This is a genomic window from Neoroseomonas marina, assembly GCF_012927745.1.
Taxonomy (GTDB): Bacteria; Pseudomonadota; Alphaproteobacteria; order Acetobacterales; family Acetobacteraceae; genus Neoroseomonas; species Neoroseomonas marina.
Window position 1 is genome coordinate 1056450 of record NZ_JABBKX010000001.1, and the last position, 11784, is coordinate 1068233.

Consider the following 11784-nt stretch of genomic DNA (forward strand, 5'->3'; position numbering starts at 1 on the left):
CGCAATTTCACACATTTTCCCACATTATCGCGCAACGACGAGGTCGATGCGCCGGCGCGCCAGGGCCTTCCGGAGCGCAGGCGGCGGTTCCGCATCGACCACGAGGCCGACCGGGTCGCCAGGGGGAGTCTCGAGGCGAACGGGCGTGAGACGTCCGAACTTCGTGTGATCCATCAGCAGCCATGTCCGCGCGGCGGCAGCCATCATCCGGCGCCGCTGCTCAGCGCCCGTGCGGCTGTAGTCGGTGACCTCCCCGTCCGGCGTCAGACCGCCGGCGCCGATGAAGGCTAGGTCGACGCGGAAGCGGTCGATGGCGGCCATGGCGTCGACGCCGCCGGTCGCTTCCTCGGTACGGTCGACTTCACCGCCAAGGACATGAACCACATGCGGGGTCTGGCGTGCGAGGTGCAGGGCGACCGCGAGGCTGTTGGTGCAGATCGTCAGGTCCCGCTTGCCCGCAAGCGCCTGCGCGAAGGCCAGGGTCGTGGTGCCTGAATCGATCAGGAGCACGCTGCCGTCTGGGACCAGGTCCGCGGCCGCGCGGGCAATCGCGGCCTTGCCTGTGGCATTCTCCTCGGCACGCTCGGCGAAAGCGGGCTCGGTCGACCTGTGTGGCACGGCGCCGCCGTGCACGACGGCTAGCAACCCGCGCGCCGCCAGAACTCTGAGGTCGCGCCGGATCGTCTCGTGCGAGACAGAGAGCGCTGCTGCGAGCTCGCCTACCCCTGCGCCGCCATCAGCGCCGATGCGACGTAGAATCTCGTCATGCCGTCGGATTGCGAGTTTGCGGGCCATGATATCCGGTGCCGGGGTCGTCCGTGCATGGATACCATCCTCCGACGTTGGTGAGGGAAGAGGCGCCTGCGGCGGGCCGATACGCGCCGGGCATGAAGCGAGGGGACGATCCGATGCTGGACTACGTGACGATCGGCGCAAACGACCTGATTCGTTCAGGCCAGTTCTACACGGCCATCCTGGTTCCTCTCGGATATGAGCGAAACCAGACCGCGGAGGGGATCGAGTTCACGCTGCGGCATGCGTCAGGCCCGGTGAGCGGCGCCGTTTACGTCAAAAGGCCTTTTGACGGGCAGAAGGCGACGGCGGGGAATGGATCCATGAATGCCTTCCGCGCCGCGACGCAGGCGATGGTCCGCGACCTTCATGCGGCCGGCCTGGAGGCCGGCGGCAGCGACGAGGGCGGACCAGGCTTCCGGGCTGAGTACAGCGACCACTTCTATGTCGGTTACCTTCGGGATCCGGTTGGCAACAAGATCGCGATCTTCTGCTCGAATCCTGCCGAGGGGCGGCGGGATGGCGGTAGCAGCTCACGGGGCGCCGGATAGGCGATGGTTCGAAGGAGAGCTGGGCGCGTGAACCGTCTGGGCGGATCGATGCGTACAGGCAGGGCCGTCGGACCGCACCGGGCTCTGGGCGCCGGAAAGGCCCGAGCGCTGGTGCCATCGGGCCTTGGGAAGGGTGCTTTTCCGAGCCGCCTGCCGGGGCGCGCATCGGTTCAAGCCGAACCCGCCTGGGATGATCTTGCGGCCGACACTTGCGCTCCGTGCGACCCCGACCCGGCCCGTTCTCGCCGGACCGGCTGGACTGGCCGATGCGGTGCGGACCTCAAGGACCACGGGACACGGCCGATTTCAGCGCGAACCGCACACGCCCAGGTTCGCATGCGAATGGCCCAGATCGCCGGTTCACTCCCGAACTGACGGCGCGGAGTGCGGCGAGAGGCTCCATCGGTGAGCCTTTGCCTATCTCTTGCCGCGCGCGGCGCGCCGCTCGGCCAGCCGCGCCGGCAGTTGCAGCGTGACCGTCCACCAGGCCAGCTTCGCCGTCCTGCGGGCCAGCCGCGCAACGCCTGGAACGGCATGGCCCGCGCTGCGCAGCGGCGCCGTCAGTCGCCAGGACGTGCTGTGCTCAAGGACCTGGGCGCGCTGCTCTGCCGTTGCGCGCGCCGTACGCTCCGACTCCAGCGCGGCGCGCGTCGTCTCCAGTGCCTGCCGCGTCACCTCCCACTGCGCCTGCGCGTGCCACCGGTCGCCGATCGCCCCGAAGCGCTCGCGCAGCAGGTGGGTGCGCTCCGCGTCGGCCCCGCACAGTCCGCGCACCGCCTCGGGGGCATGGGCGCCAACGCACAGGACGCCAAGCCCGTGGGAATGGAGGAACAGAAACCCCGGCCAGCGCGCCGAGACCTCCTCCCAGAAGCGCCAGACGCCGAAGTCCGCCCTCCGCTCGTTGGCATCGTGGAAGAGCACCACACCGCGGTCGGAAAGCTTCGGCAGCCACGTCTCGAAGTCGTGCCGGACTGCCTCGTAGGTATGCAGCCCGTCGATATGCAGGATATCCACCGAGCCGTCGGGGAAGCGCGCCAGCGCCTCGTCGAAGGTGCAGCGATGCATGGTCGAAATGGCCGCGTAGTTCGCATCGTTGTGGCGCTTGAAGTCCTCGTGGACCGAATCATCGTACTGGCCGGCATGGGCGTCGCCCTGCCAGGTGTCCACGGCGTGGCATCGGCAAGCGACACCTTCGGCGACCACAGCCTGGCAGAAGGCGAAGTACGACACACCCGCGAAGCTGCCGAGCTCGACGATGCTGCGCGGACGCGCAGCGCCGACCAGCCAGGCGGCGAAGGGCACGTGCCCCCACCAACTGCTTTGCGTGCCGCGCCGGTCGGGCAGGCGAAAGTTCGCGCTGGCGCATCGAAGTCTCGGCGATGCGTAGGGCTGAGGCTGCGTTCTCCAAGCAGGAAGTGCCGTTCAGCCTCGTTGTTACCATCCGTGATCCCGACGGGGTTGCAACCGGTGTTCCCACAACTTCGCCGTGCGCTCCAGGCCGGCCGAGTTCAGCTCGCGGAACTGCGTACGCATCAGCGGGTAGGCGCCAGAGGCACCTAAGTGCGGACTGAAGACGCGCAGACCAATCGACCCTTCAGCGACCTAACGTGGAGGTGATCCTTGCTTCAGCCTTCGCGCCGATCATTGGCATCCGGTAGGCGATATGGAATTCCTCCCGAAACCAGGATTCGCCGAAAACCAGCGGTTCGCGATCCTGATCTGACAAGGTGTAACGGCGGATCAGCACCGGCGCATTCGGTTTGACCTGCAGCAGGCCCGACAATCGCTGATCCGCTGCATCCGCCTCGATGTAGCCATCGGTATGCACCACCGGCCGGCCGATGTCCTCGCGCAGGATATGATGGATCGAATGCTGCGAGATGGAATCTACGCTGATCCGCTGCCCGAGATTGACGGTCATCCAGCGCACGACCAGGCTCAGCGGAACGTCGGCGACAATGCGAAGGCGCTCGATGCGAAAGACCTCGCTGCCTTCCGCGACGCGCAGCCCGGCCGCCGCGGAAGCCGTGGCAGGCGCGCGCCGTACGTCCAGCACGCGATAGGAGATGCAGCCATGCTGCGTCCCGACCGCCTCCTCGAAGGACTGGATCTGCGTCGGTTCGAAGGGAACGCTGACGGCGAGCGGCGCGACGAAGGTGCCGCGACCGATCTCTCGCGTGATCACCCGGGCGAAAGCGAGTTCGCGCAGCGCGCGCGCCACGGTTGCCCGGGTCGTCCTGAACCGCGCCGAAAGCTCCGCTTCCGAGGGCAGGCGGTCGCCGGGGCCGAATTGCCCCGCCGCGATGCTCTCGCGGATATGATCCTGGATCCGCACATAGACCGGCCGGTCATCGGCGCCGCGCTGCATCCCCTGCCCCGCCATCCGCTCGGTCCTGGCATAGAGGCGGCGGGCGGAAGCAGCAACCGTCACCGCGCGCTGCGGTAGCCCCAGTCGCGATCGCGCGCGGCGAGGTCCGCCGGCCGCTGTTCCGGCGGCCCGTAGCCGCCACCGCCCGCGGAAAGGCAGACCACCACATCGCCGGGCCGCACCACCACCCCCGCGTCGCGCGGCCCGATCGGCACCACCGTGCCATCGGCGCGTTCCAGGCTGTAGGCATGGCCGAGCCCGTCCTCCCCGTCGAGGATGCCACGTGGCCGAACCACGACGCCCTCGCCCGCGGCGTTCAGCACGGCAGGCGCGGCGCCCTCATAGCGCATCCGCAGCACGCCGCCGGGGCCGCCGCAGCGCAGGCCCGCGCCGCCGGAATCCGGCCGCAGGGCATATTCCTCGATCAGCAGGGGATAGCCCGCCTCGGTGCGTTCCACGCTCGGCGAGGGGCTGCCACCAGGGTTGTGCACGCCGCCGAGGTTGGTCCAGCCATCCGAGCGCGCATTCGCCCCCGCGCCACCACGATTGAGGAAGTAGTGCCAGATATAGGGCCGCCCCTGGCGGTCCTCGCCGGCCAGCGCGAAGCGGAAGCGGCGCGTGAAGCCGGCCACCGCCACGTCCGGTGCGGCCTGTTCCAGCGCGGCCATCACCGCCTCGATCAGCGCCGCCGAGGTCAGCGAGGTGCAGGCCACGACGGGTGCCGGCAGCACCGGATCGACGATGCTGCCCGGCCGCGTGAGGATCTCGATCGCCCGTGCGCTGCCCTCGTTGAGCACGTGCGCGTCCTCGCTGAGATAGAGGAAGGCGACGTTGACCGCCGCCCGCGTGTTGGCGATGGGGCTGTTGAGGAAGGAGGGCACCTGGTCCGGGCAGTCGCGCAGATCGACCAGCGCGCTGCCGTCGCGCAGCGTGACGCGGGCGCGGATGGGGATCAGCGGATCGCCCTCACGGCCGGGTTCGAGCCAGCTCACGCCCTCATACGCGCCGTCGCGCCAGCGGCGGATCTCGCGGCGCATCACGGCCTCGCCGCCGTCGAGGATGGCATCGGCGCAGCGTCCCACCTCCGCCGCGCCATAGCGTGCGAAGAGGCCATCGAGACGTTTCGATCCGACCGTCACCGCGGCGAGCTGCGCCATCACGTCGCCGTGCAGATCGTCCGGCTTGCGCGAGTTGGCCGCGACCATGCGCAGCAGATCGGCGCGCAGGCGGCCGCCTTCCACCAGCTTCACCGGCGGGATGCGGATGCCCTCGTGCCAGATCTCGGTCGCGCCGGCGCTGTAACCGCCGGCGGACAGTCCGCCGATATCGCCCTGATGCGCGCGCAGCGCGACCCACAGCCGCAACGCGCCAGCGGCGAAGACCGGCAGCGCAAGGGTGATGTCCGGCAGATGGCTCCCGCCCCAATAAGGGTCGTTGGCCATCAGCACGTCATCCTTGCCGATGTCGCCGTCGAAGGCTTCGGCCATGGCGCGGATCGCCCAGGGCATGGCGCCCATGTGAATCGGCACGCGTTCGGCCTGGGCCAGCGTCTGCCCCGCCGCGTCCAGCACCACGGCGGAAAAGTCCTGGTTCTGGTTCAGGATGGGCGAGAAGCAGGTCTGCGTCATGGTCTCGACCATCTCCTCCGCCACCGCCTGGAGCTTGTGGCGAATGACGGCGAGGGTCAGCGGATGCGGTGCGGCGGTCATGCGCGTTCTCCCGTCACGGCGATGCGCAGGCAGCCCAGCGCGTCGATCTCGGCGATGCTGCCGGCAAGGACCAGCACGGTGGTGCTGTCGGATTCCACCAGCGCGGGGCCTGCCACGCGCAGGCCCGGCGTCAATGCATCGAAGCTGAAGACGGGGATGTCCTGCCAGCCTTCCAGGAAGACGCGGCGTGTGCCCGTGCGTGGTGGGCCGCCGGCGCCGCCGGGCGGCGCGGCGAGGGCGTCCGGCGTGATCTTCGGCAGTTCCCCGAACACGGCGAGGCGGCAGGTGTCGAGGATGCCCGGCTCGCCATGCGCATGGTGGTAGAGCGCCCGATAGGTTTCGGTGAAGCGCGCTTCCAGTCGCTGGGCGGGATCCTCGGCGGCGAGATCCTCCTCCGTCACCGCGACCGGGATGGCGTGGACCTGACGGATATAGCGACAATCAGCGGTGGCGCGCAGGCGGATGCGGTCGAAGCCCTCGCGCGCCAGCAGGCGGCGGCCTTCCTCGGCAAGCCCCGCGAAGACGGCGCGCAGCGCGTCGCCGCCGAGTTCGCAGATCGGCCGCCCGACGCTGCGCTGCACGTCATGGCGCATGTCGGCGGCCAGGAAGCCGAGCGCCGAAAGCACCGAAGCCTGGCGCGGGATCAGCACCGTCGGGATGGAGAGTTCCTTCGCCACGGCATTCGCATGCAGCCCGCCCGCACCGCCGAAGGAGATCAGCACGAAGTCGCGCGGATCCATCCCGCGCCGCACGGTGGCGAGGCGGATGCCTTCGGTGATCTTGGACGTCGCGAGTTCATGGATGGCGCGCGCCGCGGCCTCCGTGGCAAGGCCGAGCGGGACGCCGACGACGCGGTCAATCGCCTCCGCCGCCGCGTCGCGCGACAGGGGAACGCGGCCGCCGAGGAAGCGTTCCGGCGCGATCAGGTTCAGCACGACATTCGCATCCGTGGTGGTCGGCTGGTCGCCGCCGCGGCGGTAGCAGGCCGGACCAGGGGCGGCGCCGGCGCTTTCCGGGCCGAGTTCCAGGATGCCGCCGGCATCGAGCCGCGCAATGCTGCCACCGCCGGCGCCCAAGGCTTCGATTTCCACCGCGGGCGTGGCGATGGGCAGGTCGGCGACTTCGACGCGCTGGCGTTCCAGCGGCACGCCATCGGCGATCAGCGCGATGTCGGTGCTGGTGCCGCCCATGTCGTAGGTGACGGCGCGGGCGAAGCCGCCGGCGCGGGCGAACAGCGCGCCGGCCATCGCGCCACCGGCCGGGCCGCTGGTGACCGCACCGACCGCGTGCTGGCCGGCCTGGGCGGCGGGCAGCACGCCGCCGCTCGACTGCATGATGCGCAGCGGCGCCCGGATGCCCTGCGCCGCGAGCCTCGTCTCCAACCGGTTCAGATAGGTGGCGAGGCCAGGCCCGACATAGGCGTTGACGATGGCGGTGCCGAGCCGGTCGAACTCGCCCTCCCGTGCCAGCACCTCGTGTGAGAGGGAAACATAGGGCGACCAGCCGCTGGCTTCGATCGCGTCGCGGACGGCGCGTTCATGCGCGCCGTTGCGATGGGCATGCAGCAGGCAGACCACGACGCCATCCACCTTCTCCGCGCGCAGGGCGTCGATCGCGGCGCGCAGATCGGCCAGGTCGAGCGGTGTCTCGATGCTGCCGTCCCAGCGGATGCGTTCCGTGACCTCGAGCCGCAGCGGCCGCGGGATAACAGGTTCCGGCACCGGGGCGCGCAAGCGGTAACGGTCGGCCTTGGTGCCGTTGCGCAGTTCCAGCAGGTCGCGGAAGCCGCGCGTGGTGATCAGGCCGAGCCGCGCGCCGCGCCGCTGCACCAGCATGTTGGTCGCGACGGTGGTGCCGTGGATGAAGACGTCGACGCCGCCGAGAAGGTCGTCGGGCGAACGCCCGGTCTCGGCGGCGAGCAGGGCCAGGCCCTCGACCACGCCGCGCGACGGATCGTCGGGGGTGGAGGGTGTCTTCACGAAGCGCAGCCCGGCGGCGGGATCGACCGCAACGAGGTCGGTGAAGGTGCCGCCGATATCCACGCCGACCATCATGATGCGCATTCCTGCTCGCTGACGAGGGTTTCAGAGTAGTTGTATAGTCTGATTCGTCAATCAGGTTGTACGGGATCGCCGCTGCGGCACAGCGAGGCTCACGGCCTTCGAGGCTCCACGCTGCCATGAATCCGCAGCGCTCAGCCAGATTCCAGGAGACGACGCCATGTGGGAACGCGGGGCGGCGATGCTTTGCCTCCCGGCGCAGGTGACGTTGCGCGGGATGCTGCTGACGATTTTGTCTAGACAGGTCAACTAGTCAGGCTCACGCTGACCTCGCCCAGCCGGAAAGGACCCGTCCATGCGCCGTCGCGACCTTCTTCTCGCCGCTGCCGCCCTGCCGGCAGCACCGCGCCTCGGCAGCGCGCAAGCCGCCAGCCGGGTGCTCCGCTTCGTGCCGCAGGCGGATCTCGCCTCGACCGATCCGGTGTTGTCCACACCGACCGTCACGCGCAACCACGCCTTCCTCTGCTACGACACGCTGTACGGCCTCGACCACGCCTATCGTCCGCAGCCGCAGATGCTCGAAGGCCACCACGTCGAGCAGGAGGGACGGCAGTGGCGGCTGGTACTGCGCCCCGGCCTCAAGTTCCACGACGGCGAGCCGGTGCGGGCGCGCGACGTGGTCGCCTCCATCCGCCGCTGGGCCGCGCGCGACGGCTTCGGCCGCACGCTGATGGAATCGACGGACGAGCTTTCCGCCCAGGGCGATCGCGAGATCCGCTTCCGTCTCAAGCGCCCCTTCCCGATGTTGCCGGATGCGCTGGGCAAGATCCAACCGCCGGTGCTCGTCATCATGCCCGAGCGGCTCGCCAGCCTCGATCCCGCGCACCCGGTACCGGAGGTGATCGGCTCCGGCCCCTTCCGCTTCGTGGCGGCGGAGCAGGTCTCCGGCTCGCGCGTCGTCTATGAGAAGTTCGATGGCTACGTGCCGCGCGAAGACGGGCCGATGGGCTTCACCTCCGGCCCCAAGCGCGTGCATCTCGACCGCGTCGAATGGCTGATCATGCCGGATGCCGCTACGGTCGGTGCCGCGCTGCGCGCCGGCGAGGTGGATTGGTGGGAGCAGCCCCATCCCGACCTGTTGCCGATGCTGCGCGGCCTGCGCAACGTCGCCGTCGAACTGAAGGACCGCAGCGGATCGGTGCCCGTGCTGCGCTTCAACAGCATCCAGCCGCCCTTCGACAATCCGGCGATCCGCCGCGCGGTGCTCGCCGCGATCGACCGCGCCGATGTGATGCGTGCGGTGGCCGGCACCGACCGTTCCACCTGGAACGACCGCATGGGTATCTTCACGCCGGAAAGCGCGCTCGCCAGCGATGCCGGGCTTGATCGCTTCGACGGGCCACGCGACCTCGATGCCGCGAAGAGCGCCATCACGGCCGCCGGCTATGGCGGGGAGCCGGTGGTGGTGTTGTCGGCCAGCGACGTGCCGCTGATCAGCCTCAGCACCGAGGTGGTGGCCGATGTGATGAGCAAGATCGGCCTCAAGGTCGATCTCCAGGTCAGCGACTGGGGCACGGTGGTGCAGCGCCGCGGCAACCGGCGGCCCGTGGGCCAGGGCGGGTGGAGCGCCTTCGGCGTGCGCTTCGACGGCGTCACGCTGCTGAATCCCGCGGTGGCGCTGATCACCCGCGGCAACGGCAACAATGCCTGGTTCGGCTGGCCCGACCTGCCGCGGCTCGAGGAACTCTACCAGGCCTGGCTCGCGGCGCCGGACCTGGCGGCGCAACAGGCGATCTGCCGCGACATCCAGATGCAGATGTGGCAGGACGCGCCGGCGATTCCGCTCGGCCAAGTGATGCTGCCCTTCGCCTTCAGCCGGCGGCTGGGCGGGATCCTCGATGGTTTCCCGAAATTCTACAACGTGACCAAGAGCTGAGGAGCGGCATGGCGGCAGGCACCGAGGAAAGGACGACCGGCGGCGCCGAGGCAGCCGATGCCCACACCCCGATCTACGCCCGCATCCAGGCGCATATCCGCGGCGGCATTGCGAGCGGCGGATTCCGCCCCGGCGAACGCCTGCCTTCCGAGACGCAACTGGCGGCGCAATTCGGCACGACGCGTTCGACCGTCGTGCATGCGCTGCAGAAGCTGGTCTTCGACGGCGTGGTCGTGCGGCGCGCCGGCTCGGGCACCTATGTGAGCGAAGCAACGCCGCGTACAGGGGCCGCTTCGGCCTCCGGCTTGCTGGCCAGCGAGGCCGGCATCGGCCTCGGCGCCGTCGAGTACCGGCTGCTGTTCTTCGCTCCGCTGGCCGGCGCCGGCCGGCACGGCGCCAGCCCGCCCGCGGAAGGGGAAGCCGACGACCTGATGGTGGAACGCGTTGCTCTCGAGAGCGGGCAGCCGGTTGCACTTGAGGTGATCCGCCTTCCGTGCGCCGTCGGCCAGCGTGTGACGCCCGCGATGCTGCGTCAGCACAGGACGCCGGACATCCTGGCAGCGCTCGACCTGCCGCTACAGTGTCTCGAAGGCACTATTCGTTGCGCCAACGCCACGCGGCGCGCGGCGAAGCTGCTGCAGATCGCGCCATCGACGCCGGTGCTGGTTCGCGACTACCAGATCCTCGATCGGGCGGAGCGGCTGCAGGCGCGCGCCGTGGTGTGGCATCGACCCGGATTCCGGCTCCACTATGGAATAGCCGGCCGCTGATTTCGGGATGCATCCGGACACCTCCAGAAACCCTGATTTTCGGGATCGTGATGGTGGCGTGGTGCGTGGTCAGTCGCTGTGCGCCGGGGTCACGGACATCACGCTGCTGATGGATTTTTGCCGGGGCGCGATGGTGATCGGCGCGGCGGTTGCGGACCCTACGCTGGCGCGGGCCTGCTGCTGAGCCAGACGAACCGCTTCAGATTGTAGGCCAGGTTGGCGATGCCGATCTTTACCCGCGCCCGGGCGATGCCGATGGTGCGCACCACCAGCGCCATCGGTCCCTTCTGCCGGGCAAAGACGTGCTCGACGGCTGAGCGCACCGCCGATTTGCGCGCGTTGGCCTGCCGCGTCCTTGCCGCCATCGGCCGGCCTGGCGGCTTCTTGCGGTGGATGCGCGACACCAGGCCGCGCTCGGCCAGCCATGCCTCGTTCTTCGCCGAGCGATAGGCTGTGTCGGCCCAGACATCGCCGGCGGTGTTGTCGGCATCGATCACCTCAGCCAACCGGGCGCCGTCATGGGCCGCGGCGTGGCTCGCGGTCCAGCCGCGGATCAGGCCGTGCCGGCGGTCGATCGTGACGTGGTTCTTGTAGCCAAAGGCCGGCACTGCGAGATCGACCTGCGGCGCGCCATCCTCGCGTGGCCTGGCCTTGGAGAACTTCACCGTCCAGCGCGCATCGCGATCCTTCTGGCGCAGCTTCGCGGGCTTCTCCGCCCAGCCCTCGGGGATCCGCCCCGCCTTGATTGCCGCCCGCTCGGCCTCGGTGTTGCGCTGCTTGGGTGCTGCGACGATGGTCGCGTCCACGATCTGCCCGCCCATCGCCAGGTAGCCCGCAGCACGCAGCGTGGCATCGAACTGCGCGAACAGCCGCTCCACCGCGCCGGCACGCTTCAAAGCCTCGCGGAACGCCCAGATCGTGTTGGCGTCCGGCACCGGATCGGCCAGCCCCAGGCCGAGGAAGCGCATGAAGGAGAGCCGATCCTTGATGAGGTACTCGCAGCGTTCGTCCGACAGCCCGTGCATCGCCTGCAGCAGCAGGATCTTGAACATCAGCACGTGATCGAAGGCGGGCCGTCCGCCCTTCGTGCCGTCCGCGCGCGGCACGGCCTGCTCCAGTTCGCCCCGGAACATGGCGAAATCAACCAGCGCGGCGATCCGCTCCAGGTCATCGCCCTTGGCCGACAGCTCACGCAGCCGCTCCTCCACATCGAAGAACCCAGGCTGCCGGACCATCGCCATCCCCCGCGCCGATCCGCGTCAGTGAATCAGCCAGCGATCATCATGACGAGGGGGTTTCTGAAGGCGTCCACCTGGCCCAGCAGATCGTGGCGGCCGGTGAGCCCGAACCGATCCCCGTGCTGCACCCGAACCTGCCGGCGCTGTACCGGCGTCGGGTCGAGGCGCTGGAGCAGGCGCTGGCCGGCCCGGTTGCCGCGATGGCCGCGACGGAGGCGCTGCGCGCATTCACCGACCGGGTCGAGGTCCGTGCCTCGGCGGAGCCCCGTGCCCTCCCCCCCTGGAGTTGATTGGCGAGCTGACGGCGATGCTGCGTGTGGCGGGCGTGGGTGGTGAGGGCGGCCCTCGGACATCAAAAAGCCCACTGGCGGCTGCCAATGGGCTTGATGTGTTCTTGGGTACGCGATCGTTGGATGCGGG

At 69.5% G+C, this 11784-nt stretch carries 11 protein-coding genes; 5 read left to right on the top strand and 6 right to left on the bottom strand.

Annotated elements, in window-relative coordinates:
• Positions 1–24: 24 nt before the first annotated feature.
• Complete coding sequence (locus GWK16_RS05185; protein ID WP_170052827.1) at positions 25–795, bottom strand: DeoR/GlpR family DNA-binding transcription regulator; 771 nt, start codon at positions 793–795, stop codon at positions 25–27.
• A gap of 113 nt (positions 796–908) precedes the next feature.
• Here GWK16_RS05185 and GWK16_RS05190 point away from each other — a divergent pair, with 113 nt between their 5' ends.
• A complete protein-coding gene (locus GWK16_RS05190) occupies positions 909–1343 on the top strand; it encodes a VOC family protein (RefSeq protein ID WP_170052828.1) in 435 nt (144 codons plus the stop codon).
• 417 nt (positions 1344–1760) lie between these two features.
• Here the strand turns inward: GWK16_RS05190 and GWK16_RS05195 are convergent, their stop codons facing one another.
• The 4 genes from GWK16_RS05195 to GWK16_RS05210 form a co-directional block, all read right to left on the bottom strand.
• Positions 1761–2645 (bottom strand): class I SAM-dependent methyltransferase, encoded by an 885-nt coding sequence (locus tag GWK16_RS05195; protein WP_338144409.1) that lies wholly within the window; start codon positions 2643–2645, stop codon positions 1761–1763.
• Between the two features lie 292 nt (positions 2646–2937).
• Entirely contained in the window at positions 2938–3774 is an 837-nt protein-coding gene (locus tag GWK16_RS05200) for a UTRA domain-containing protein (protein WP_170052829.1), read from the bottom strand.
• Positions 3771–5420: a hydantoinase B/oxoprolinase family protein gene (locus GWK16_RS05205; protein ID WP_170052830.1), complete on the bottom strand. Its 1650-nt coding sequence runs from the start codon at positions 5418–5420 to the stop codon at positions 3771–3773. The genes GWK16_RS05200 and GWK16_RS05205 overlap by 4 nt, the downstream gene beginning before the upstream one ends.
• Positions 5417–7474: a hydantoinase/oxoprolinase family protein gene (locus tag GWK16_RS05210; protein WP_170052831.1), complete on the bottom strand. Its 2058-nt coding sequence runs from the start codon at positions 7472–7474 to the stop codon at positions 5417–5419. The genes GWK16_RS05205 and GWK16_RS05210 overlap by 4 nt, the downstream gene beginning before the upstream one ends.
• Positions 7475–7775: 301 nt before the next feature.
• On the opposite strand from GWK16_RS05210, the gene GWK16_RS05215 reads away from it, so the two are divergent.
• From GWK16_RS05215 to GWK16_RS05225, 3 genes are read left to right on the top strand one after another with little or no spacing between them, the layout of a single operon-like run.
• On the top strand, positions 7776–9356 hold the full coding sequence (locus GWK16_RS05215) for an ABC transporter substrate-binding protein (protein ID WP_170052832.1): 1581 nt from the start codon (positions 7776–7778) through the stop codon (positions 9354–9356).
• Positions 9357–9364: 8 nt separating this feature from the next.
• Positions 9365–10126, top strand: coding sequence for a GntR family transcriptional regulator (locus tag GWK16_RS05220; RefSeq protein WP_170052833.1), 762 nt, complete (start codon positions 9365–9367; stop codon positions 10124–10126).
• 7 nt (positions 10127–10133) lie between these two features.
• A complete protein-coding gene (locus GWK16_RS05225) occupies positions 10134–10310 on the top strand; it encodes a hypothetical protein (protein ID WP_170052834.1) in 177 nt (58 codons plus the stop codon).
• Here GWK16_RS05225 and GWK16_RS05230 read toward each other — a convergent pair.
• A complete protein-coding gene (locus GWK16_RS05230) occupies positions 10285–11361 on the bottom strand; it encodes an IS5 family transposase (protein WP_170052913.1) in 1077 nt (358 codons plus the stop codon). The two genes, GWK16_RS05225 and GWK16_RS05230, sit on opposite strands and share 26 nt — an antisense overlap.
• Positions 11362–11453: 92 nt before the next feature.
• Between GWK16_RS05230 and GWK16_RS05235 the strand changes: the two genes are divergently transcribed.
• Positions 11454–11654 carry a hypothetical protein gene (locus GWK16_RS05235; RefSeq protein ID WP_170052835.1) on the top strand — a complete coding sequence of 67 codons (201 nt, stop codon included), beginning with the start codon at positions 11454–11456 and terminating at the stop codon, positions 11652–11654.
• Positions 11655–11784 lie beyond the last annotated feature (130 nt).